21 protein-coding genes are annotated in these 22279 nt (G+C 61.2%); 14 read left to right on the plus strand and 7 right to left on the minus strand.

What is annotated here, in order from left to right; translation table 11 throughout:
• Nucleotides 1-260: 260 nt before the first annotated feature.
• The 4 genes from MF268_RS04360 (at nucleotide 261) to MF268_RS04375 (ending at nucleotide 3787) form a co-directional block, all read left to right on the plus strand.
• Nucleotides 261-632 (plus strand): DUF6497 family protein, encoded by a 372-nt coding sequence (locus MF268_RS04360; protein ID WP_238369690.1) that lies wholly within the window; start codon nucleotides 261-263, stop codon nucleotides 630-632.
• Between the two features lie 49 nt (nucleotides 633-681).
• Nucleotides 682-1026, plus strand: coding sequence for a hypothetical protein (locus tag MF268_RS04365; RefSeq protein WP_238369691.1), 345 nt, complete (start codon nucleotides 682-684; stop codon nucleotides 1024-1026).
• Between the two features lie 370 nt (nucleotides 1027-1396).
• A complete protein-coding gene (locus MF268_RS04370) occupies nucleotides 1397-1612 on the plus strand; it encodes a hypothetical protein (RefSeq protein WP_088633875.1) in 216 nt (71 codons plus the stop codon).
• Nucleotides 1613-1741: 129 nt separating this feature from the next.
• On the plus strand, nucleotides 1742-3787 hold the full coding sequence (locus MF268_RS04375; RefSeq protein WP_238369692.1) for an acetyl-CoA carboxylase biotin carboxylase subunit: 2046 nt from the start codon (nucleotides 1742-1744) through the stop codon (nucleotides 3785-3787).
• 79 nt (nucleotides 3788-3866) lie between these two features.
• On the opposite strand, the gene MF268_RS04380 is transcribed toward MF268_RS04375, so the two are convergent.
• On the minus strand, nucleotides 3867-4799 hold the full coding sequence (locus MF268_RS04380; RefSeq protein WP_238369693.1) for a calcium-binding protein: 933 nt from the start codon (nucleotides 4797-4799) through the stop codon (nucleotides 3867-3869).
• Between the two features lie 128 nt (nucleotides 4800-4927).
• Entirely contained in the window at nucleotides 4928-5386 is a 459-nt protein-coding gene (locus MF268_RS04385) for a DUF4174 domain-containing protein (RefSeq protein ID WP_238369694.1), read from the minus strand.
• 199 nt (nucleotides 5387-5585) lie between these two features.
• On the opposite strand from MF268_RS04385, the gene scpA reads away from it, so the two are divergent.
• The 6 genes from scpA to MF268_RS04415 all read left to right on the plus strand — a co-directional run bounded on the left by scpA (nucleotide 5586) and on the right by MF268_RS04415 (nucleotide 11046).
• Nucleotides 5586-7712 (plus strand): methylmalonyl-CoA mutase, encoded by a 2127-nt coding sequence (gene scpA / locus MF268_RS04390; protein WP_238369695.1) that lies wholly within the window; start codon nucleotides 5586-5588, stop codon nucleotides 7710-7712.
• Nucleotides 7705-8187, plus strand: a complete 483-nt coding sequence (locus MF268_RS04395) for an MAPEG family protein (RefSeq protein ID WP_238369696.1) — start codon at nucleotides 7705-7707, stop codon at nucleotides 8185-8187. The genes scpA and MF268_RS04395 overlap by 8 nt, the downstream gene beginning before the upstream one ends.
• A gap of 71 nt (nucleotides 8188-8258) precedes the next feature.
• On the plus strand, nucleotides 8259-8909 hold the full coding sequence (locus MF268_RS04400; RefSeq protein WP_238369697.1) for a VOC family protein: 651 nt from the start codon (nucleotides 8259-8261) through the stop codon (nucleotides 8907-8909).
• A 31-nt stretch (nucleotides 8910-8940) separates the two neighbouring features.
• A complete protein-coding gene (locus tag MF268_RS04405; protein WP_238369698.1) occupies nucleotides 8941-9621 on the plus strand; it encodes a molecular chaperone DjiA in 681 nt (226 codons plus the stop codon).
• Nucleotides 9621-10613, plus strand: a complete 993-nt coding sequence (locus MF268_RS04410; protein ID WP_238369699.1) for an endonuclease/exonuclease/phosphatase family protein — start codon at nucleotides 9621-9623, stop codon at nucleotides 10611-10613. Before MF268_RS04405 ends, MF268_RS04410 begins: the two co-directional genes overlap by 1 nt.
• 37 nt (nucleotides 10614-10650) lie before the next feature.
• Nucleotides 10651-11046, plus strand: coding sequence for a hypothetical protein (locus tag MF268_RS04415; RefSeq protein ID WP_238369700.1), 396 nt, complete (start codon nucleotides 10651-10653; stop codon nucleotides 11044-11046).
• Between the two features lie 7 nt (nucleotides 11047-11053).
• Here the strand turns inward: MF268_RS04415 and MF268_RS04420 are convergent, their stop codons facing one another.
• From MF268_RS04420 to MF268_RS04435, 4 genes are all read right to left on the minus strand, one after another.
• Nucleotides 11054-12613 (minus strand): Ppx/GppA family phosphatase, encoded by a 1560-nt coding sequence (locus tag MF268_RS04420; protein ID WP_420485413.1) that lies wholly within the window; start codon nucleotides 12611-12613, stop codon nucleotides 11054-11056.
• Nucleotides 12614-12863: 250 nt separating this feature from the next.
• Complete coding sequence (locus MF268_RS04425; RefSeq protein WP_238369702.1) at nucleotides 12864-15038, minus strand: RNA degradosome polyphosphate kinase; 2175 nt, start codon at nucleotides 15036-15038, stop codon at nucleotides 12864-12866.
• A gap of 42 nt (nucleotides 15039-15080) precedes the next feature.
• Nucleotides 15081-15761 (minus strand): P-loop NTPase family protein, encoded by a 681-nt coding sequence (locus MF268_RS04430; protein WP_238369703.1) that lies wholly within the window; start codon nucleotides 15759-15761, stop codon nucleotides 15081-15083.
• A 1-nt stretch (nucleotide 15762) separates the two neighbouring features.
• Nucleotides 15763-16830: an AI-2E family transporter gene (locus MF268_RS04435; protein WP_238369704.1), complete on the minus strand. Its 1068-nt coding sequence runs from the start codon at nucleotides 16828-16830 to the stop codon at nucleotides 15763-15765.
• 152 nt (nucleotides 16831-16982) lie between these two features.
• On the opposite strand from MF268_RS04435, the gene pepT reads away from it, so the two are divergent.
• Nucleotides 16983-18230, plus strand: coding sequence for a peptidase T (gene pepT / locus MF268_RS04440; protein WP_238369705.1), 1248 nt, complete (start codon nucleotides 16983-16985; stop codon nucleotides 18228-18230).
• Nucleotides 18231-18323: 93 nt separating this feature from the next.
• Here the strand turns inward: pepT and MF268_RS04445 are convergent, their stop codons facing one another.
• A complete protein-coding gene (locus MF268_RS04445; RefSeq protein WP_238369706.1) occupies nucleotides 18324-18788 on the minus strand; it encodes an SRPBCC family protein in 465 nt (154 codons plus the stop codon).
• Nucleotides 18789-18969: 181 nt separating this feature from the next.
• Here MF268_RS04445 and proS point away from each other — a divergent pair, with 181 nt between their 5' ends.
• The 3 genes from proS to MF268_RS04460 all read left to right on the plus strand — a co-directional run bounded on the left by proS (nucleotide 18970) and on the right by MF268_RS04460 (nucleotide 22201).
• The gene (gene proS, locus MF268_RS04450) at nucleotides 18970-20322 is read left to right on the plus strand and encodes a proline--tRNA ligase (protein ID WP_238369707.1); all 1353 of its coding nucleotides are present in this window, start codon (nucleotides 18970-18972) and stop codon (nucleotides 20320-20322) included.
• A gap of 245 nt (nucleotides 20323-20567) precedes the next feature.
• Nucleotides 20568-20864 carry a hypothetical protein gene (locus MF268_RS04455; protein WP_238369708.1) on the plus strand — a complete coding sequence of 99 codons (297 nt, stop codon included), beginning with the start codon at nucleotides 20568-20570 and terminating at the stop codon, nucleotides 20862-20864.
• A 134-nt stretch (nucleotides 20865-20998) separates the two neighbouring features.
• Nucleotides 20999-22201 carry a PQQ-dependent sugar dehydrogenase gene (locus MF268_RS04460; protein ID WP_238369709.1) on the plus strand — a complete coding sequence of 401 codons (1203 nt, stop codon included), beginning with the start codon at nucleotides 20999-21001 and terminating at the stop codon, nucleotides 22199-22201.
• Nucleotides 22202-22279 lie beyond the last annotated feature (78 nt).

The following is a 22279-nucleotide window of genomic DNA, read 5'->3' on the forward strand; positions in this document are numbered from 1 at the left end:
GCGAGCCAGCGGGTCTGGACAGCTGTCATTGGCCGTCTGCGGCGCGCGAGCCAATCACGCCCGTCCGGAAATTTCAAGATTGCAGGACATAAAATCACCACAGTGTTTGACACTCGGCACGAAGTTGCGCCATGATCGCGAAATACGGAACAAAGTTTGCGCGCGTGACGAACGTAGCGCCTGCGGCCCCGACAGGAGGAGCTTGCCCGAAAGGGCAAGGTTGGGGCCGCGGTCTAATTGGACCGGCGCTTGCCCTGCTAATGCTTGTTTCAGTCCCGGAAACGCTCCGGGCCGATCAGCCCGTCAAGGTTCCCTCCGGCCAGAGCGTCACCCTTAACGAGGTCCTGATCGATGACTCCGTTGACGGGTCGCTTGCCCGGTTTCGATTCCTTGCCCCGGCCATTGCGCGCGACGGTGGTACAGTTGATTTCGAAACCGCATCGAATGACATGGCCGATCTCTGCGTCCAGCTTGTGCTGCCTTATCTGGAAAAATATGAACTGGACGTCGCCAGCGTCGTGATATCGATGGCGGATCGCGAGGTGCCTTTCGGCTATGCCGATCCCGAGGCCACCCAGTTCTTTGAATCCTACCGTCCGGATGATGGTGGCTGCATCTGGGAGCCATTTTGATGCGACGTCCCCCATACGAACACGACGAAGAAAAGAAGGCGGCAGGACAATGCTGAAACATCGCGGATTTCCCGGGCGGCTGCCTGGCACGGATTACCAGTTCGTCATTCGCCGTCCCAATCCAAAGGGGATCACACCTCTGACCCGGCGCGAGCGTTTTGCCGACCGCCGCCCGCCTGACCGGCGGGCTGATGCGGGGTTCATGACCGCGCTCTGGGAACATTTCGGCGAAGAACCGTTCAAGCGCGGAAACCTCGACGCGGGGAGGCTGAGCTGGCTATTCGGACGTGAAGTGATTCCGGCCGAGGAGCCATTCGATCCTGCCAGCTATGAATCGCTTCTGAAGATCGACGTGGCCGTGGCCCGCCTGTCCTTCCCCGAGGTGTTTAGATGAACCTGACATCTCGGATCGGCGGGAATCTGCACGTCAGCGCAGCTTTTCGGCGCGAAATGGCTGATACCCGTAAAAGTTGTAGTAACCGCTTGGCAGGGGTTAACTTTTCATTAAAAATTGACCTCGCGACAATCTATTTCGGATCTTTCCGTGTCGCGTCCCAACTATTCTGTACCCCTTCCTTAGGCAGGCAGGTCACCGCACCCCGCGATGGCCTGTCTGTCTTTCTTTGGGCCATTGGCGCCGGTCCGGCATACCGCAGGCGGGAAGTCGCTGAAACCCGGCGCGGGCGCGGTTTATCCTTGTGGAACCAAAGAAGCCGTTCATTTGTTTTTCCATCGAGCAATAAAAAAATCGAAGGAATTTCCCCATGCTACGTGCATCTTTCATCGTTAAATCGGCAACGGTTCTTGGGCTCGTCGGCGGGCTGGCGGCCTGTGGCGACACAACCGGCGAACGCGCACTTTATGGTGGCGCGGCAGGGGCAGGCGCAGCAGCCGTCCTTGACACCAACCTTGTCACCGGCGCTGCCGTCGGCGCAGCCGGTAACCTCATTTACTGCCAGGAAAACCCCGGCAAATGCTGAACCTGATCTGACGGGGCGTCGCGGATCCCGCGACCGCCTGTCAGTCCGCACCTATCCGAACGCCGTGACGTGGAGAGATCCGCGTCGCGGCGTTTTGCATTTCCAACGCTTCCAGACGAAGGGCACTCCATGTTCAAGAAAATCCTGATTGCCAACCGGGGCGAAATCGCCTGCCGCGTGATCAAGACCGCGCGCAAGATGGGGATCGGCACGGTCGCGATCTATTCCGACGCTGACCGGCAGGCCTTGCATGTGGAAATGGCGGATGAGGCGGTTCACATCGGTCCGCCGCCCGCCAACCAGTCCTATATCGTCATCGACAAGGTGATGGAGGCGATCCGCTCCAGCGGGGCCGAAGCGGTCCATCCGGGGTATGGTTTCCTGTCGGAAAACCCCAAATTCGCCGAGGCTCTGGCCGCCGAGGGCGTGGCTTTTGTCGGCCCGCCCGTTGGCGCCATCGAAAAGATGGGCGACAAGATCACCTCGAAGAAGATCGCCAAAGAGGCCGGCGTCAGCACGGTGCCGGGCTATATGGGCCTTATCGAGGACGCTGACGAAGCGGTGAAAATCTCGGCCGAGATCGGATATCCGGTGATGATCAAGGCCAGCGCCGGTGGCGGTGGCAAGGGCATGCGTATCGCCTGGGACGATGACGAGGCACGCGAAGGCTTCCAGTCGTCCAAGAACGAAGCCGCGAACTCTTTTGGCGATGACCGGATATTTATCGAGAAATTCGTCACCCAGCCGCGCCACATCGAGATTCAGGTTCTGTGCGATGCGCATGGCAATGGCCTCTACCTTGGCGAGAGGGAATGTTCGATCCAGCGCCGGAACCAGAAAGTGGTCGAGGAAGCGCCGTCGCCCTTCCTTGACGAAGCGACCCGGAAAGCGATGGGCGAACAGGCGGTCGCGCTGGCGCAAGCGGTTGGCTACACGAGTGCGGGCACCGTTGAATTCATCGTCGATGGCGACAAGAATTTCTACTTCCTCGAGATGAACACCCGTCTTCAGGTGGAACACCCGGTGACTGAATTGATCACCGGCATTGATCTTGTCGAGCAGATGATCCGCGTCGCCAATGGCGAAGAACTGACGATCACCCAAGACGATATCAAGCTGAACGGCTGGGCGATTGAAAACCGGCTTTATGCCGAAGATCCCTATCGCAACTTCCTGCCCTCCATCGGGCGTCTGACCCGCTATCGTCCGCCCGCCGAGGTCGCTGCGGGTCCGCTGCTGGATAATGACAAGTGGCAGGGAGAGGCCCCCAGCGGCCCCATCGCCGTGCGCAACGATACCGGCGTCTACGAGGGCGGCGAGATCTCGATGTATTACGACCCGATGATCGCCAAGCTCTGCACATGGGCGCCGACCCGGGCCGAAGCCATCGAGGCGATGCGCGTTGCGCTCGACAGTTTCGAGCTGGAGGGGATCGGGCATAACCTACCGTTCCTGTCCGCTGTGATGGATCATCCGAAATTCGTCGCGGGCGAGGCGACCACCGCCTTTATCGCCGAAGAATGGCCGGAAGGTTTCGAAGGTGTCGAACTCTCCGAGGACGTGCTGCGACGGATCGCGGCCAGCGCCGCCGCCATGCACCGCGTGGCTGAAATCCGTCGGACCCGGATCTCGGGGCGGATCGACAACCATGAACGGGTGGTCGGCGAAGACTGGGTCGTCAACCTTCAGGGGCTTCGCTATGAGGTCAAGGTGCAAGCCGATCCCGAAGGAGCGACGGTCGTCTTCGAGGATGGCTCCAGCCACCGCGTCACCAGCGACTGGACACCCGGTAAGCAGCTTGCGGAACTGATGGTCGATGCCGAACGGCTCGTGCTCAAGGTGGGCAAGATTTCCGGCGGCTTCCGCCTGCGCAGCCGTGGGGCGGATCTCAAGGTGCATGTGCGCAGCCCGCGTCAGGCGGAACTGGCCGACCTGATGCCCGAGAAGCTGCCGCCCGATACCTCGAAAATGCTGCTTTGCCCGATGCCCGGTCTGATCGTAAAAATCAACGTGGCCGAGGGGGACGAGGTGCAGGAAGGCCAACCGCTCTGCACGGTCGAGGCGATGAAGATGGAAAACATCCTGCGCGCCGAACGAAAGGGCGTGGTGGCCAAGGTCAACGCCGGACCGGGCGACAGCCTTGCCGTCGACGATGTGATCATGGAGTTCGAATAAGGCGATGCAGCGCCGCGCGCCTCATATGTCGATCAATTGTCCGGTGCCTTGCAGCACCGGACAGTATCGTCTGCGCGGATCAGATGAACTGAAAGTCGTCCGCCCCGAGGCTGTCGGCAGATACGCCAAGCAACAGCATTTCGGCATCGCCATGAACCACCAGCGCGCCGCGCTTGGTATCGGTGATCTCAAGGTCTTTCATGTAGGCGTTGACGGAAATCTCGTCGCGGCCGTCGGCGAAATCCCTGACCACATCCCGGCCACGGTCGGAAAACACGAAGATGTCGCGACCGCCGCCGCCCGTCAGGGTGTCTTTGCCGCCGCCGCCTTCCAGCCGGTCTCCGCCGCCGCCGCCCTTGAGCTTGTCGCGCCCGGTGCCGCCCAAGAGGGTGTCGCCGCCACGTCCGCCGAGAAGCACATCATCGCCCTCGTCCCCGATCAGCTTGTCCTTACCTTGCTGTCCCAGCAAACGGTCGTCGCCGATGTTGCCGTGGAACACATCGTTGCCTTCTCCGCCATCCATGAGATCGTTGCCGGCACCGCCGAAAAACCTGTCATTGCCCTTGCCGCCGAACATCTGATCGTCGCTGGCGAATTCGAACAAGGAGTCGGGCGCCAGCCTGTCGTCATTGTCCGAGCCGGTGACCATGTATTCACCTGCCGCTGTGATGGCGTCTGTCAGGCTGCCGAGATCGAAGGTGTAGCCGTAGATGGCGCTTTTGGCGAATACGCTGCCAATCCCAACGTCCAATCCGTAGAATCTGGCAATCAATGGCGGCGTCAGGACGGAGCCGTAGTCGATGAGTTCGAATGCAGAGCTGCTGATCGTGCCGGTCAGTGTCTCGACATCGAAATTACCTGTCATGCCCAATGCATAAGACTTGCCCGAACCTACGCTGCTTTCGAAAAATGTGATGGATCCACTTTTAAAAAACATGGACGTTTCATTTTCGGCGTAGCCCAGTATTTCCCAGAAATAGCTAAGATCGCCGTTCAGGTTGAGAAGTCGCATTTCAGTCCTTTGGAGCGTTGCGGGTCGCGCCCGCGCGAGCGGCATGTCGCAAATAATTGGAAATGCGAGGATAATCAGCGTGGCGCTGCAAGTCACGCTTCGACGGGTGAACGTGACGCAAGGTCAGGTCAGTTGCTTTGGCGCCGTTCGTCTATTTCGCGCTGCCGGTTCGGCATCTTGTCGATGGATCGCGTGAGTTCACGCACGGTCCATGGCATCGGTTTACGCAATTCGACATTGCCGTCCTTGTCGACCAGCACCAGCATGAAACCTCTCGGGCGCAGCTGCATTCGGATCGGCGAGCGCGCCTCCGGGTCGGTATCTGTCAGGACGATCACGTCGCGCACACGCAGCATCTCGGCCTCTGCCGTGAGATATTCGATCTGTTCGATGAACCGGGGGTCCTGCGGGGAATCGGCGAAGACAACGACCGGACGCGCGATCCAGTGGAACTCGCTGAGCTCGCTTTCACCGGCCGGTTGGATGATCGAGGTTTCAGAGGCGTTCAAGGCCTCTTTTCCGGTTTCCTGTGCGCTCGCGCCCAGAGGAACGAGGAGCGATAGAACGAGGGCTGAGATGCGCGGCATTGGGTCTCCTGTTGTTTTGAATATAGGTAGCCGAACCGCGAATGCGAAGCAGGAAAGCGATAAAACCGGGCGGGTTAACAGGATTGTCACGCCGGTTGAACGGATGCCCCGGACAATGGGGCGGGTGAATGCGGGCGCGGCGGCCTGACCTGAAGGTTGGGGGCGTCACGCGGATGGGAATGAACACGAGGATGCTGTTATGACAAAAAAAGCCGAATGGCAGAAGCGCGCCGAATCCGAGCTGCGCGACAGGCCGCTGGAAGACCTGACATGGAAGACGCTGGAAGGCATCGATGTCTCTCCGGTCTATTCGCAGGAGGACCTTTCGGATGTCGGTCATCTCGGCTCCATGCCGGGCGAGGCACCCTATACCCGTGGCGTCAAGGCGACCATGTACGCGGGGCGTCCCTGGACGATCCGCCAGTATGCGGGCTTTTCCACTGCCGAGGAATCGAACGCCTTTTATCGTCGCAACCTTGCCGCTGGGCAGCAGGGCGTTTCGGTGGCTTTCGACCTTGCCACGCACCGGGGCTATGACAGCGATCACCCGCGCGTTCAGGGCGATGTTGGCAAGGCCGGTGTGGCAATCGACTCTGTCGAGGACATGAAAATCCTGTTCGACGGCATCCCGCTCGACAAGGTTTCGGTCTCGATGACGATGAACGGCGCGGTGATCCCGATCCTAGCGAATTTCATCGTGACGGGTGAAGAGCAGGGACATGACAAATCGGTGCTGTCGGGTACGATCCAGAACGACATCCTGAAGGAGTTCATGGTCCGAAACACCTATATATATCCGCCCGAGCCCTCGATGCGGATCATCGCGGATATCATCGAATATACTTCGGGCGAGATGCCCCGGTTCAACTCGATCTCGATCTCCGGCTACCACATGCAGGAAGCCGGTGCGAACCTTGTGCAAGAGCTTGCCTATACGCTGGCAGACGGGCGCGAATACGTGCGCGCTGCCATCGCGCGCGGCATGGATGTGGACAAGTTTGCCGGGCGTCTGTCCTTCTTTTTTGCCATCGGCATGAACTTTTTCATGGAAGCGGCCAAGCTGCGGGCGGCGCGCCTGCTCTGGAGCCGGATCATGGAGGAGTTCGAACCGAAGAACCCGAAATCCTCGATGCTGCGGACCCATTGCCAGACCTCGGGCGTGTCCCTGCAGGAACAGGACCCCTATAACAACGTGATCCGCACCGCCTATGAGGCGATGAGCGCGGTGCTCGGCGGCACCCAGTCGTTGCACACGAACGCGTTGGACGAGGCGATTGCCCTGCCGACTGATTTCTCGGCGCGGATCGCGCGGAACACGCAGCTGATCCTGCAGGAGGAAACCGGCGTCACCAACGTGGTCGATCCGCTTGCCGGGTCCTATTACGTCGAAAAACTAACTGCCGATCTGGCCGATAAGGCGTGGGAGCTGATCGAAGAGGTCGAGGAGATGGGCGGGATGACAAAGGCGGTGGCCAGCGGCATGCCCAAGCTGCGGATTGAGGAAACAGCCGCCATGCGGCAGGCCCAGATCGACCGGGGCGACGAGGTCATCGTCGGTGTCAACAAGTACCGCAAGGACAAGGAAGACCCGATCGATATCCTTGAAATCGACAATGACAAGGTGCGCGCCAGCCAGATCGCGCGGCTGGAAAAGATCCGCAGCACCCGGGACGAGGCCGCCTGCACCGCGGCGCTCGAGGAATTGTCCCGCCGCGCGGCAGAGGGGGGCAACCTGCTTGAAGGCGCGGTCGAAGCCGCGCGCGCACGGGCCAGCGTAGGAGAGATCAGCATGGCTATGGAAAAGGTGTTCGGTCGTCACCGCGCCGAGGTCAAAACGCTCGCCGGGGTCTATGGCAAGGCCTATGAGGGCGACGAGGGGTTCGCCACGATCCAGAAATCGGTCGAAGCCTTTGCCGAGGAAGAAGGCCGTCGCCCCCGCATGCTGGTGGTCAAGATGGGGCAGGACGGGCACGACCGGGGGGCCAAGGTGATTGCTACCGCATTTGCCGATATCGGGTTCGACGTGGACGTCGGGCCATTGTTCCAGACCCCCGAAGAGGCCGCGCAGGATGCGGTCGACAACGACGTGCACGTGATCGGTATCTCCAGCCAGGCGGCCGGGCACAAGACGCTTGCGCCGCAGCTGGTCAAGGCGCTCAAGGAGGCGGATGCCGAGGACATTCTGGTCATCTGCGGCGGGGTCATTCCGCAGCAGGATTACGATTTCCTCTACAAGGCAGGGGTCAAGGCGATTTTCGGGCCGGGGACCAATATCCCCAAGGCGGCCGAGGATATCCTTGCCCTGATCCGCAAGGCCCGTGGCTGAGAGGCGCACCATACTCGCCGGAATGGCGGGCGGTCTGGTCTGGGCCGTTGCCGTCATATTTGCCGGTTTGAACGGTGGCGGCGCTTTCCTGCCGCCGCCGCTGGCCATTCCGGGTGCGCTTATCGGACCCGGTCTGGTCATGATCGCAATGATCGGGAGCCTTGCGCGCAGGCGATTCTTTGACGACTCGCATATCGACGGGCAGGCGTTCGAGACCGGCTCTCCGGGCTGGGTCGATCAGCAGGTTTTGAACAATACGGTCGAACAGGCGGTGCTCGCCATGCTGATATGGCCGTTTGTGGCGCTGACGCTTGGCGGAACAGTTGTTATCTGGATGGGGACAGCCTTTGCCGCCGCCAGAGTATTGTTCTGGATCGGTTACCGACGTGCGCCTGCTTTACGTGCATTCGGTTTCGCAGCGACTTTTTATACGACAGTTCTTGTCGGCATCTGGACATTGATCGTCTGGCTATAAGCCGGGATGTTTTCATCCTCTGATTGTTCAGCTATCCTGACCTATATCTTTTATACGAGGTAAATTTTGTAATGAAATTAGATCATCTCGCAGTTTCCGGGGAAATGATCGGTTGTGCCACCGATCTGGTCGAAGAGGCTCTGGGCGTTAAAATGCAGCCGGGCGGACAGCATCCGGTATTCGGTACCCATAACAACCTTCTCGGGCTCGAAGACGGGCTTTATCTCGAAGCCATCGCCATCGACCCCGAAGCGCCAAGACCGGATCGGCCGCGCTGGTTCGATCTTGACAGATTCTGCGGTCCGGCGCGGCTGACCAACTGGATCTGCGCCACCGAGGATCTGGATGCGATCCTGTCGCAGATGCCCGAGGCGGCTGGAAAGCCGATGGAACTGTCACGCGGCGAGTTGTGCTGGCGCATGGCGGTGCCGGTCGACGGCGTGCTACCTTATGACAACATGTTCCCGCCGCTGATCGAATGGTCAACGGGGCAGCATCCTTCCAAGTCGCTTACACCGTCGGGCTGTGCGCTCAAGATGCTGGTGGTTTCCCACCCCAAGGCGGATTCCCTGCGCCGCACTCTTGCCCCCCACCTTGGTGAAAATCGGGTGCAGTTCGAGACCGGCGATGCCGGTCTGATGGCAGAGTTCTCAACGCCGCATGGCAGACGCTGTATCGAGAACAGCGAAAACTCTTTCGCTGCGCATGCAAACTCTGCCTGACAGCGGCAGTGTGCTGAAGTAGGCTCTTGCCATGTCGATCTGGACCAGAATTTCCGATGCGCTCTCGGCGCTTGCGAATGGCGAGAGCCTTTCGGAGGTGTTCGACCGCCTGCGCACGCCCCCCGAACGCAGCATAGCTTTTACCATCGCTATCATTGCACTTGGCGCGAAGATGGCCAAGGCCGACGGGCAGGTCACCAAGGACGAGGTCACCGCCTTTCGCGAGGTCTTTCAGATCGCCCGCGAGGACGAGGCGAACGCCGCGCGGGTGTTCAACCTCGCCCGGACCGATATCGCGGGCTATCAGGAATATGCGCGGTCCATCCAGCGTATGTTCGCTGACGATCCCAACACGCTGCGCGACCTGATGGAGGGGCTGTTCCATATCGCGATCGCGGACGGTCAGTACCACCCGGACGAAGACAGGTTTCTGGGCGACGTGGCCGAGATATTCGGCCTGTCCGAAGCCGGGTTTCAGGCGCTGCGCTGCCGGTTTGTCTCCGATGCCAAGCCCGATCCCTATTCGGTGCTGGGGGTCACGCCGGACACGCCGCCCTCGGAAATCCGCAAGGCTTGGCGCAAGCTGGTGCGCGAGACACACCCCGACAGCATGATGGCGCGTGGAGTGCCCGAAGAGGCAATCAAGCTCGCTGAAAAAAGAATGCGCGACATCAACCGGGCATGGGATGAGATCAACGGCGCGCTGACCTGATGCGTCTGGCCACCTATAACGTCGAATGGTTCGCCAATCTCTTTGACAACGACAATGCGCTGATGGTGGATAACGGTCCGTCCGGGCGTTTCGAGGTGCGGCGCGGCGACCAGATCGATGCGCTGGGCGCGGTCTTCACCGCGCTGGATGCAGATGGCATCCTGATTGTCGAAGCGCCGAACACCGGGCGCAAACAGAACTCTGTTGTCGCGCTTGAAAACTTTGCCCGGTATTTCTCGCTTCGCCAGAGCGCGGCGGTCTCAGGGTTTTCTAACGAGACCCAGCAGGAAATCTCGCTGCTTTATGATCCCGCCCTGCTGAAAGCCCGTCACGATCCGCAGTCGAGCCCTGCCGCGCCGCAGTTCGATGCGAGTTTTCACATCGACCTCGATATCGACGCCCATGCCGACACGATCCGCTTTTCCAAACCACCGCTTGAGCTGGCCGTTGAAACAGCGTCCGGAACCGCGTTTCGCCTGATCGGTGCGCATCTCAAGTCCAAGGCGCCCCACGGGGCTAGGAACGAAGCCGCCATCATGCGCCTGTCGATCGCCAACCGGCGCAAGCAACTGGCGCAGGCGGTCTGGCTGCGCGCCCGGATCTCTGATCACCTCGCGCGCGGCGATAACCTGATCCTGATGGGCGATCTCAACGACGGGCCGGGGCTGGATGAATATGAGAACCTGTTCGGACGGTCCTCTGTGGAAATCCTGCTTGGCGACGATCTTTATGATCCGCACGCCCGGCAAGCGCTCCAGCGCAAGCTGGGCGCGTCACCAACCACCGCCCGGTTCAATCTCCCCGGCAGCGAGCGCTTTCTTCAGGCGCTGCTCGACTACGTGATGATTTCACAGACCCTGATGGCGAAACGCCCCGCGTGGCGGATCTGGCACCCGTTCGACGATGCCCGCTGTTACCGCGACCCGAATCTCCGCGATGCTCTGCTCACGGCATCTGATCATTTCCCGGTTACGCTCGATATCGATATCTGACCCTTACGAGCGCCGGGATTTGCGCTATATTGGTTTCATGCGACATTCTATAGCCATTGCCCTAGCCATCTGCCTCACCGGTGCTCCGCTTGCTGCCCAGACCGAGGACGACGAACCGTCGCTCATGGAAAAGGGCATGCAGCAGTTCTTTGAGGGGCTGCGCGATGAAATGTCTCCGGCGCTGCGCGATCTTCAGGGGCTGATGCTGGAATACGGACCCAAGATGCGCGATTTTCTGGAGGAAATGGGCCCTGCCATGGGCCGCGTGCTGGACGAGGTCGAAGACTGGACCATGTACGAAGCGCCCGAGATGCTGCCGAATGGCGATATAATCATGCGGCGCAAACCCGATCCCGAAGCCGAGCCAGAGCCGGACACGGAACCCAAAACCCGCGAGCGGGATCTTCCGCCCGCGGGCGTGACCGACCTTTGAGCACAGCCTAGCGAACGGTCTTGACGGTAACCTCGGCGTCCATCGTCTGGGCCAGCGACATCAGTCGCGCCTCGGCGACCTCCCCGTAAAGCGGCATGGCCTGCTGCGGTAGCTTCAGGATCAGTTGCTTTTTCTTTGGCTGCCAGACGAATTCGCCCATTTTGGCATCGGCCTGCATCCACAGCATCGCCCCGAACCGCATCGCCTTGCCGAGAATCTCGGCCTGATGCTGGCCCTTTTCATCGAGCAGCGAATAGAGGTTCTCGAACGAGGTCCCTTCGCGCTTGTTCTTGTAACGGTGCAGCAGCGCCAGCCCGAGAAACACCCGTTCCGAATGTTTCAGCCCGCCAAGGTTGGCGCGGGTCGCGTTCTCGAAACAGACCTCGGCGCGGTAATCGGGATGGGCGCGCCAGCTGACGTCATGCAAAAGACAGGCCGCCTTGACCAGCCGTTTCTGCGTGGGCGGAGCAGAGCGGAACAGCGGCAGGACAAAGTTATAGAGCGTGCGTCCGAAACCGGGCAGGCGCGCGTCCTTCTTTTCCGCGAAACGCGAGGCTTCGATCAGGGGGTCACGGTCGCGCAGGGCCTGCGGCATCTGTTCGTAAAGAAGACCCTCGCGGATCCCATAGCTCGAAACGGCAATGTCCTTCGGGCTGAAGGTCTGCACAAGGCGGCTAAGCACATCCGACGCAAGAGGGACAAGCGCCATACGTGCCGATGATATCCCGCATTCGCTGCGCAATGCCTCGAGATCGGCGGATTCGATGTATTTGATCGTGGCCCGCACGGACTTGGTGGTCATCCGGTATTCATGCAGCACCTTGAGCGGATAGCCGCGCCGGTGCATGTCGATCCGCGCGATGGCCCGCCAGCTGCCGCCGACAAGAAACAGGCGGTTGTGCTGCTCGCCCATGTATTCGGACAATTCGTTGATCGTGGACTTGATGTATTCCTTGCGGCCCTTGCGCCCGCCCTTGATGCCTCCGATCTTGAGCGGCCCAAGCTGGGAGCTGACCCGTTTCCCGACACGCCCGTCGTTGATTTCCGCCAGCTCCATCGAAGAGCCGCCGATATCGCAGATCAGCCCGTAGGCACCGGGCCAGCCGAGTAGGACTCCTTGCGCGGATAGCCGTGCTTCCTCTTCGCCGTCGATCACCCAGATCCGCAGCCCGGTCTCCCGCAGGACCTCCTGGCGGAAATCGGGACCGTCGCTTGCATCCCGGACCGCCGCCGTGGCCACGGCAGTCAGCTGTGGCAATCCCATACCGCGCGCCAGATGCTGAAAACGGCGCAGCGCATTCAGGGCGCGTACACGGCCTTCGGGGTTCAGATGGCCTGTATCGGACATGCCCGCGCCCAAGGCGCACATGATCTTTTCATTGTAAAAATAAGCCGGTGACCGTGCAGCGCCGTCAAAAACCACCAGCCGGACAGAGTTCGAACCGATGTCGATGACACCGACACGCGACAGGGCGCGGGCGGAAGGGTCTTCAAATAACGGGTGCCCGAAAGGGCCCGGCTCAGGCTGCGAGGGATCTGTCTGCACGCTGGTCTTTTCCCCGTTCATACCGGCACAATCTGCGGCAATAGGCCAAGAGGGTCAATTGCAGTCCGCGACAGATATTTCGAATTCTGGCCGACCGAAACCCTCGGCGAAGCGACAGAAAGGGGGCTCTGCCCCCACCGCTCGTTCCGAGCGGCTCCCCCGGGATATTTTTGACCCAAAGAAGAAGAGGCCAATTCCCCTGCTTCTTTGGGTCTTAAAATATCCCCGCCGGAGGCATCTGGACTATCCACGAATAACGGCGCCTGCTGAGTCAATCGTCGGTATGGGTCAACTTTGGCACGTCCGAAGCCCCGGCCGAGCCGCGACCCGAGAGCGAAGGGTTTTCCATGAAGAACCGGTGGCAGTTGAACGCGAATTCGCCTTCCTTGATCGGGGTACGTGTAAAGCTTCCATCCGGGGCCATTACCCAGCTTTGAGCCACGTCGGCCAGGTTTGCCGCCATGATCTGGCTGACGATCTGCGCCTTGACCGTGGGGTTCTCAATTTCGACGAGGGTTTCGACACGGCGGTTCAGGTTCCGGCCCATCCAGTCGGCGGAGGATATGAACACCCGGGCCTTTTTCGAGGGAAGGCCGCTGCCGTTGCCGAAACAGACAATACGCGAGTGTTCGAGGAAGCGGCCGACGATCGACTTGATGCGGATGTTTTCGCTGAGCCCCTTGATTCCCGGGCGGATCCCACAGATGCCGCGTACGACGAGCGAGATTTTCACGCCGCCCTGGCTGGCGCGATAGAGGGCGTCGATCACCTCGCTGTCGATGATCGAGTTCATCTTGGCCCAGATCTCGCCCTTCCGGCCGGCTTTCACATGCTCGATCTCTGCGTCGATCAGCTCGAGCAGGCGCGGTTTGAGCGTGATCGGGGAGATGGCGAGGTTTTCCAGCGACTCGGGCTGGGCGTAGCCGGACAGGTAGTTGAACACCTTGGTGGCGTCGCGACCGAGCGACTTGTCGCAGGTGAAGAAGCTGAGGTCGGTATAAATGCGGGCTGTGATCGGGTGATAGTTGCCGGTGCCGTAATGGGTGTAGGTCACGAGGTTGTCGCCCTCGCGGCGCACCACGGTCGAGATCTTGGCATGGGTCTTGAGATCGAGGAAGCCGTAGACCACATGGGCGCCGGCCCGCTCGAGCCGTCGCGACTGCCGGATATTGGCGGCTTCGTCGAAACGGGCCTTGAGCTCGACAAGGGCGGTGACGGATTTGCCGTCCTCGGCGGCTTCGCAGAGCGCTTCGACGATGGGCGAATTGCGCGAGGTCCGGTAAAGCGTTTGCTTTATCGCGACCACGTCGGGATCGCGTGCCGCCTGCTGGAGGAAGCGCACCACCATGTCGAAAGTTTCATAGGGGTGGTGCAGCAGCATGTCTTTCTGGCGGATCGCGGCAAACATGTCGCCTTCGAAATCGCTGACCCGTTCGGGGATGCGCGGCGTAAAGACCGGCCAGAGCAGATCGGGGCGGGAATCGATCACCAGCTCGCTCAGGTCGGCGACGCCAATCATGCCATCGACCTCGATCATGTCATGGGGCGAGACGTGCAATTCGTCCATGATCGTCTTGAGCAGGTTTTGCGGCGCGCCGGCGGAATGGGTCATCCGCACGACTTCGCCACGGCGTCGGCGTTTCAGCGCGACTTCGAACTCGCGCACCAGATCTTCGGCTTCTTCCTCGACTTCGAGATCGCTGTCGCGCAGGACGCGGAATTCGAAATGGGCTTTCAGCTTGTAGCCGGGGAACAGGCTTTCGATTTCCAGCAGCAGCAGTTCTTCGAGCGGCAGAAAACGGTGATTTCCAGGTTCCGCATCCAGCGAGACGAAACGGCTGATCTGCGCCGGGATTGGCAGCAGCGCCTGCAGGCTGCGCTTGTCGCGGCTGCGTTCCAGCTGCAGGGCAAGCGAATAGCCAGTGTTCGGGATGAAGGGGAAGGGATGCGCCGGGTCGATGGCCAGCGGCGACAGCACCGGGAACACCTTGTTCAGAAAGAAATCCGACAGGTAGGTTCGGTCCGCCGAGGTGAGATCCTTGCGTGTCAGGACCGAGATCCCGGCGGATTCCATCTGTTGTTCGAGTTCCACGAGCACGCGTTGCTGGGCCTGCATGAGGCGACGCGCGTCCTGGCCGATAAGCATGAGCTGTTCGGCCGGCGTAAGACCATCCGCGGCCGGGGTCGTGTTGCCCGCATGGGCCAGTTCGCGCAGACCGGCCACGCGCACGGTAAAGAACTCGTCCAGATTGGCGGCTGAAATCGAAACGAACCGCAGCCGTTCCAGCAGGGGAACGCGCAGGTTCTCGGCCTCTTCCAGAACGCGCCAGTTGAAGCCGAGCCAGCTTAGTTCACGGTTATAGAAACGCCCCGGGCCGGTCAGGTCCAGTTCGGGGAATTCAGTCGCCGGAGGAAAGCCGGACTCTAGGAAATCTGCATGTGTCATGGCTGCGTTATGTGGTTGAGATGTAACCGTTCGGTGACAGGATCACGCTTTCTCATCGGTATCACCCACAAGCCGCGCGGCCAAGCTTCGTGAAATCGTGCGCCCCTCTTCGAGCGAGAGCTGATCGAGCCGTGCGACGATTTCATTCGCCGCCGCAAAAGAACGTTCGGTGTGGCGCAGGAGAAAGGGGATCACGTTGTGTTTGGGCGTGATCTGGCGGTCGGCGAACAGCTTGCCCAGCACGGCCGCGAGCAGCGTGTCATTGGGGGGCGACATCTCGACCTGAAAGACGGAATCGATGCGGCTTTGCAGGTCGGGCAGGGCGAGGTTCCAGTGGCGCGGGGCTTCGCGCCCCGTCATCAGCAGGGGCTGACCCTCGGCGCGCGAGAGGTTGTAGAGATGAAAGAGCGCGGTCAACGCCGTGTCATCCGATGCGATCAGCGGAATGTCCTCTACGATGCAGGGGGCCGAGGCGAGGGCAGGGATGTCCTGCCCAGCCATGTCCGTCGCGGCGATCACGGGTGCGCCGCTGGTATCCGACCAGACCTGCGCGAGATGGGTCTTGCCCGAACCGGCGGGGCCGGTGAGGATCAACTGCTGGGTGGGCCAGTTGGGCGCGGCATCGATCATTGCAACCGCCATGGCGTTGGACGGCGCGACGTAGAAATCGCCACGTCCAAGGGCCGCGCGAACGGGCAGATCAAAGACAAGCTGACGGGCCATATCAGACGCTGCCCGGGCCGTCATCGCCGCGATAAAGGCGGCTGTCGAGATATTGGTTCACGGCAAAACGGGTGATCACGCCAAGCGCGGCGGCGACCGGCACGGCCACCAGCATGCCGACGAATCCGAACAGCGCGCCAAAGACCGCCAGCGCCAGCAATAGCCAGACCGGGTGCAGGCCGACGGAATCGCCGACCAGCTTGGGGGTCAGGAAATTGCCCTCGACGATCTGGCCGATCACGAAGATGCCAGCGACGATGCCGATCGAAAGCCATTCGCCCCAGAACTGGAACAGGGCAAGCCCGATGGCGAGCACGCCACCGATCAGTGCGCCGAGATAGGGGATGAAAGTGACCAGGCCGGCGATAAAGCCGACGACAAGGCCGAAATTCAGCCCGACGATCATCAGCGCCACCGCGTAATAGGTACCGAGGATCAGGCAGACCAGCCCCATGCCGCGCACGAAAGCGGCCATCGTTTCATCGATTTCGGCGGCGAGGCGGCGAATGGTGGGGGCGTGTTCGCGGGGCAGAAGCTCGTCGATGCGGGCGATCATGCGGTCCCAGTCGAGCAGCATGTATACCGACACCACCGGCACGATCACCAGCAGGACGACGACGTTGATCAGCGACAGCGCCGAACCAAGTAAGGTTTCGGCCACCTGCGGCGCCCTTTCGCGGATCGATTCCCCGATTGACACGAGGGTTTGCCGGATCGTCGAGCCTTCTTCGAGCAGGGAGGGAAACCGTTCGCCAAGGAAAGCCTGGAACCGGTTGGTCAGTTGCGGCAGGGTATCGATCAGCCCGGCGGTCTGCGAGATGAGGGTCGGCACGATCAGCAGGGTGACCAGCGCGAAAGTCAGGATCGCGGCAATGGTGATGATCGCGGTGGCGGCGGCCCGGCTGAGCCCGGCGCGTTCGAGCCGGTCGGCCAGCGGATCGATCATGTAGGCGATGGCGCTGCCGATCACGAAGGGCAGCAGTACATCGCCGAGCAGCCAGAGCATCAGGGCGAAGACCGCCGCCGCGATGCCCCAGTATTTCAGCTGTTCATTCACCGGTAGCGACATGGCGCGGCCCTTGCTGGATTTACCTCCCTTCACATCGCCCAAGGGGCGCGGGCTTGCAAGGGGTGGCGCAAAGATCAGCAGTTTGGGGGAGGTCGCTTGACTTCGTTTCGTGCGGAAGTGTTCCATGCGCGCAATAAACAGGAGAGCCTTGGATGCGCACAGATTTCGACAGCGAACTCGAAGACCGGCTGACCCGCTACGCGGCCATTGATAGCCAGAGCGACGCGGATTCACCGAGCGCGCCTAGCACTGAACGGCAGCTCGACATGTCGCGGCTGCTGGTGTCCGAACTGGAAGCGATGGGCGCCGAAGAGGTGGAGCTGACCGACTATGGCGTGGTGCTGGCCAGCGTGCCGGCGACGGTAGAGCACGCAGTGCCGGTCATCGGCTTTGCGGCCCATGTGGACACGGCCCCGGCGTATAATGCGGCGGGGGTGAAACCGGTGGTGCATCGCGGCTATAACGGCGGCGAGATCGCCTTTGCGGATGCGCCGGATCTGGTTCTTTCGCCCGAGGTCTCGCCCTATCTGGGCGAAAAGCAGGGCGAGGATATCATCACCGCGAGTGGCACGACGCTTTTGGGCGGGGATGACAAGGCCGGGGTGGCGATCATCATGACCATGGCGCGGCATCTCTTGGAAAACCGCGACATCCCGCATGGCAAGCTGCGGCTGGCTTTCACCCCGGACGAGGAGATCGGACGCGGCGTGGACGCGCGGTTGCCGGCCGATCTGGGCGCGGATTTCGCCTATACGCTGGATGGATCGAAACCGGGTGAGGTGGAATTCGAGAGCTTCTCTGCCGATGCGGCGTTGGTGACGGTGACGGGCGTGGCCGCGCATCCGGGCTGGGCCAAGGACAAGCTGGTGAACGCGCTGCATCTGGCCTCGAAGATCGTTATGACCCTGCCGCATGTGACGCTGACGCCGGAAACGACCTCGGCGCGCGAAGGGTTCATCCATTTGGCTGAGATGCGCGGCCGGGCCGCAGAAGTCGAGTTGCAATTCTTCCTGCGCGATTTCGAGCTAGAGGGGCTGGCCGAGAAGGGCGCGCTTTTGCAGGAGGTCTGCGCCGCCGTTGCCAAGGGCGAGCCCCGGGCGCGGATTACCTGTGAGATCACGCCGCAGTATCGCAACATGCGCTACTGGCTGGAAAAGGACATGACGCCAGTGGATCTGGCCCGCGAGGCGGTGCGGGCGGCGGGTATGGAGGTGGTGTCGGTCCCGATCCGGGGTGGCACGGATGGCTCGCGCCTGACCGAGCTGGGTGTTCCGACGCCGAATATCTTTACCGGCATGCAGGAAATTCACGGGCCGCTGGAATGGATCAGCGTGCAGGACATGGCCCGGGCGACGCAGACCTGCCTGAACCTTGTCGGTCTGGCGGCACGGAAAGCGTAGGGGCCGGATCGTGCCGACAGCGGGGAGGGGGCTGTCTGCCCCCGTGCCTGACGGCACTCCCCCGAGGATATTTGAGACCCAAAGAAGAGTGGATCAGAGCGTTTTCGCATAGTCGATGAGCTGGTCTGCGACGATGTTCCAACCCTCGATGAAACCCATCTTTTCGTGCTGTTCGCGGGCCTCGGCGCTGCGATGGCGGGCGGTGGCGGTATAGAGGGTGCCGCCTTCGCCATCGGGTTCAAGCTCGATGATCGCGGTCAGGAATGGCTCGGGGGCCGGTTTCCAGCCTTCGGTATAGGCATCGGTGAAGACGAGGCGGCGGTGTTTGTCGATCTCGAGGTAGACGCCGCGGTTTTCCATCACGTTGCCTTCGACCTCGAAGGTGGTGTCGAAACGGCCGCCGGGGCGCAGGTCGATGTCGCAGGCGGTGACCCGATGGGGCCGGGGGACGAAGAACTGCTTGATATGCTCGGGTGTCGTCCAGCAGGCCCAGACCGTTTCTGGCGCGACGGGCAGGGTCCGGGTGAAGGTGAGATCGGTTTCGGGGTCGAAATCCATTTGGCTGTTCCTTGTGGGTTTGCAGGTAGACCTAGCGCTTTGCGGTTTGTCCGCCACCAGACAGAAGTATCGTTGTGGGCCTTTGGTTTCCGGGAAAGCGCCGCCTGATCGTTCGGACCGGCTTGTCTCGCTGCGTGCAAATGCCTAGACCCTGTGAAAACCGTTTCGATTTGGAGCCGACATGCGCCTGAGCCGCTATTTCCTGCCCGTTCTCAAAGAAAACCCTGCCGAAGCGCAGATTGTCAGCCACCGTTTGATGTTGCGGGCGGGGATGATCAAGCAGGCGCAGGCGGGGATCTATTCCTGGTTGCCGCTGGGCTTCAAGGTTCTGCGCAAGATCGAGAATATCGTGCATGAGGAACAGCAGCGTGCAGGGCATATCCCGCTGTTGATGCCGACCATGCAATCGGCCGATCTGTGGCGTGAATCCGGTCGTTACGACGATTATGGCGAAGAGATGCTGCGCATCACCGACCGTCACGGGCGCGACATGCTGTTCGGGCCGACGAACGAGGAGCTGATCACCGATATTTTCCGCAGCCATGTATCGAGCTACAGGGACCTGCCCCTGACGCTCTACCAGATCCAGTGGAAATTCCGCGACGAGATCCGGCCGCGGTTCGGCGTGATGCGCGGGCGCGAGTTCCTGATGAAGGACGGCTATAACTTCGACATGGATTACGAGGCGGCGATGCGCGCCTATGACCGGCACATGGTCAGCTATCTGCGCACCTATGAGCGGATGGGCCTGAAGGCGATCCCGATGCGTGCGGACTCTGGCCCCATTGGCGGCGAGGACACCCATGAGTTCCTCGTGCTGGCGGAGACGGGCGAGAGCGAAGTGTTCTATGACAGCGCGATCACCGATCTCAAACTGGGCGACCGGGAAGTCGATTTCGCCGATGCGGCGCAGTTGCGTGCGATCTGCGAGGAGTGGACGACGCCCTATGCGCGCACCGACGAGACCCATGACGAGGCCAAGTTCAACGAGATCCCGGAAGAGCGTCGCCGGTCGTCGCGGGGGATCGAAGTGGGTCAGATCTTTTACTTTGGTACCAAGTATTCCGAGCCGCTGGGCGCGAGCGTGCAGGATGCCGAGGGCAAGAAGGTCGACGTACACATGGGCAGCCACGGCATCGGCGTCAGCCGTCTGCTGGGCGCGATCATCGAGGCGAGCCATGACGAGAACGGGATCATCTGGCCCGAGGGGGTCACGCCGTTCCACGTGGGACTCGTCAACCTCAAGCAGGGCGACGAAGCCGCCGACGCGGCCTGTGAGCAGATCTATGCGGCGCTGAACATAGTCGGGCTGGAACCGCTCTATGATGATCGCAAGGAACGTGCGGGTGGCAAATTCGCCACCATGGACCTGATCGGGCTGCCCTGGCGGATCACGGTGGGGCCGCGCGGGCTGAAGAACGGGGTAGTCGAGCTGACCTCGCGGCGCAGCGGTGAAAGCGAAGAACTGCCGCCGGAGGATGCGGTCAAGAAACTGGCGGAAATCTATGCGCCGCACCTTGTGAAAAGCTTGTAAACAAGGGTTGATCCGAAATCACGGAATGTCGGCGGGTCGATTGGCCCGCCGTTTTCTTTTGGCGCAGGCACGATGCCGGACCGGGGGCGCTGATGCCACACAAAGCCGCGTTCCGCACTCAATCCGTGTCCTGCCATCCGGATTTTTTCTTATTTATCAACAGTCCGTTTTCACCATAGGCGGAACTTTTCCTATGCCTCCTGTGTTATGGTCCCGAAGCAAGGGATCAAAGTGGAGACCTGGTTATGCAACGGCCGCAGTATGTTATTGGTGCAAGTGTTACAGCAGGCGCGTTGGCGTTGGCCACATGGGCGTTCGCCGTGCCCTTGGGTGTCAGCGATCTGATTTCGCCCATGCTGGGAGAGAACAGCGGGGTGCTTGGGGCGAACGCCTCGGTGATCGCGACAGACCCGATGATGGGTGACGATGTGCCGGAAGGGACGGTTCTGGTGTTTGGTGACGACGGTACGCTGGACGCGGTAGTGTCCGATGACCGCACCCAAGCGATACAGGAAAACAATACCGCCCTGCATGAACTTTAAGACACAAGACAAATAAGACATGGAAAGCCCGTTCACCCGATCGTGAGCGGGCTTGGTTCGTCTTGGGGCCTGATTGCTCTAACCTTGCAGTGTTGGGTGACACCCGTTCCGCCCCTAAGACGAGGACCTGTGCCATGAAAATTTTGACCTCCTGTTCAATCGCAATTTTCTCCCTTGCCCTTGGCGTGTCGGCCTGTGCCGAGCCGGTGGCGCAGGGGGCGAAGAACGTGCCGGAGTTCGAGCCCGCCTTTGAGAACCAGACCCGGGCGCCCGCGATGCAAAGCGATATCGGCATTGCGGTCGAAACCGTGGCCTCTGGCCTGTCGCACCCCTGGGGTATTGCCGAACTGCCGGGTGGCGGTTTTCTGGTGACCGAGCGGGCTGGGCGCCTGCGCGTCATCAGCGCGGATGGCGAGTTGCTGGAAACAGCGGTTGAGGGCGTGCCGGAGGTGCATGCCGTCAAGCAGGGCGGTCTGCTCGACGTCGCACTGGGACCGGACTTTGCCCGCGACCGGATGATCTATCTGACCTACTCCAAACCGGCGGGCGACGGAAAGTCGGTGACAGCCGCGGCGCGTGGCGTGCTGAGTGAGGACATGACGCGGCTGGAGGAGGTCGAGGACATCTTTGTTCAGGATCCGCCCTCGCCGACGCCGATGCATTACGGATCGCGGGTCGTGTTCGACGGCGACGGTCATGTGTTCATCACCACGGGCGAGCATTCCTCGATGGCCGAACGGGGTATGTCGCAAGATCTCTCCACCACCTACGGCAAGGTGATCCGTCTGAACCTAGATGGCAGCGTGCCGATGGATAACCCCTTTGCCTCGGAGGAAGGGGCGATTGACACGATCTGGTCCTACGGCCACCGCAACGTCCAAGGCGCCGCCTATCGCGATGGCGTTCTCTGGACGCTGGAACATGGCCCCAAGGGCGGGGATGAGCTGAACAGGGCCAAGGCGGCCCTGAACTACGGCTGGCCCGTCGTCAGTTATGGCGAGACCTACGGTGGCGCACCGATTGGCGAAGGCATTCCCCGCGCGGAGGGCATGGAAGAACCCGTGTACTACTGGGATCCGGTCATCGCACCGGGTGGTTTCGATTTCTACGATGGCCAGATGTTCGAGGCCTGGCAGGGCGATATCCTTGCCGGATCGCTCAGCCCCGGTGGTCTGGTGCGGCTGAAGCTGGACGGTGACGGTATGGTTACCGGCGAAGAGCGTCTGGTCGAGGATCAGGGCCGCATCCGCGATGTCGAGGTCACCTCGGACGGGTCGGTTCTGCTCTTGGTGGACGAGGCGAACGGGGCGGTTCTTCGCCTGACTTCGCAGGATTGATTTCCCGGGTCGGGGATCGGCTTGACGCTGGCACTGGCCCGGCGCAATGTCCGCCCGACCCGGAAATCGGAGCACGAC

Source organism: Heliomarina baculiformis, from assembly GCF_019966545.1.
GTDB classification, from domain to species: domain Bacteria; phylum Pseudomonadota; class Alphaproteobacteria; order Rhodobacterales; family Rhodobacteraceae; genus Heliomarina; species Heliomarina baculiformis.

Bases quoted from the DNA above. Each gene is read 5' to 3' on its own strand.
- MF268_RS04445 (WP_238369706.1), bottom strand. From the start codon at position 18,788: ATGGATTTCGACCCCGAAACCGATCTCACCTTCACCCGGACCCTGCCC.
- MF268_RS04420 (WP_420485413.1), bottom strand. From the start codon at position 12,613: ATGAACGGGGAAAAGACCAGCGTGCAGACAGATCCCTCGCAGCCTGAG.
- MF268_RS04425 (WP_238369702.1), bottom strand. From the start codon at position 15,038: ATGACACATGCAGATTTCCTAGAGTCCGGCTTTCCTCCGGCGACTGAA.
- MF268_RS04430 (WP_238369703.1), bottom strand. From the start codon at position 15,761: ATGGCCCGTCAGCTTGTCTTTGATCTGCCCGTTCGCGCGGCCCTTGGA.
- MF268_RS04360 (WP_238369690.1), top strand. From the start codon at position 261: ATGCTTGTTTCAGTCCCGGAAACGCTCCGGGCCGATCAGCCCGTCAAG.
- MF268_RS04435 (WP_238369704.1), bottom strand. From the start codon at position 16,830: ATGTCGCTACCGGTGAATGAACAGCTGAAATACTGGGGCATCGCGGCG.
- MF268_RS04410 (WP_238369699.1), top strand. From the start codon at position 9,621: ATGCGTCTGGCCACCTATAACGTCGAATGGTTCGCCAATCTCTTTGAC.
- MF268_RS04375 (WP_238369692.1), top strand. From the start codon at position 1,742: ATGTTCAAGAAAATCCTGATTGCCAACCGGGGCGAAATCGCCTGCCGC.
- MF268_RS04385 (WP_238369694.1), bottom strand. From the start codon at position 5,386: ATGCCGCGCATCTCAGCCCTCGTTCTATCGCTCCTCGTTCCTCTGGGC.
- MF268_RS04365 (WP_238369691.1), top strand. From the start codon at position 682: ATGCTGAAACATCGCGGATTTCCCGGGCGGCTGCCTGGCACGGATTAC.
- proS (WP_238369707.1), top strand. From the start codon at position 18,970: ATGCGCCTGAGCCGCTATTTCCTGCCCGTTCTCAAAGAAAACCCTGCC.
- MF268_RS04405 (WP_238369698.1), top strand. From the start codon at position 8,941: ATGTCGATCTGGACCAGAATTTCCGATGCGCTCTCGGCGCTTGCGAAT.
- MF268_RS04400 (WP_238369697.1), top strand. From the start codon at position 8,259: ATGAAATTAGATCATCTCGCAGTTTCCGGGGAAATGATCGGTTGTGCC.
- MF268_RS04455 (WP_238369708.1), top strand. From the start codon at position 20,568: ATGCAACGGCCGCAGTATGTTATTGGTGCAAGTGTTACAGCAGGCGCG.
- scpA (WP_238369695.1), top strand. From the start codon at position 5,586: ATGACAAAAAAAGCCGAATGGCAGAAGCGCGCCGAATCCGAGCTGCGC.
- MF268_RS04380 (WP_238369693.1), bottom strand. From the start codon at position 4,799: ATGCGACTTCTCAACCTGAACGGCGATCTTAGCTATTTCTGGGAAATA.
- MF268_RS04415 (WP_238369700.1), top strand. From the start codon at position 10,651: ATGCGACATTCTATAGCCATTGCCCTAGCCATCTGCCTCACCGGTGCT.
- MF268_RS04460 (WP_238369709.1), top strand. From the start codon at position 20,999: ATGAAAATTTTGACCTCCTGTTCAATCGCAATTTTCTCCCTTGCCCTT.
- MF268_RS04370 (WP_088633875.1), top strand. From the start codon at position 1,397: ATGCTACGTGCATCTTTCATCGTTAAATCGGCAACGGTTCTTGGGCTC.
- pepT (WP_238369705.1), top strand. From the start codon at position 16,983: ATGCGCACAGATTTCGACAGCGAACTCGAAGACCGGCTGACCCGCTAC.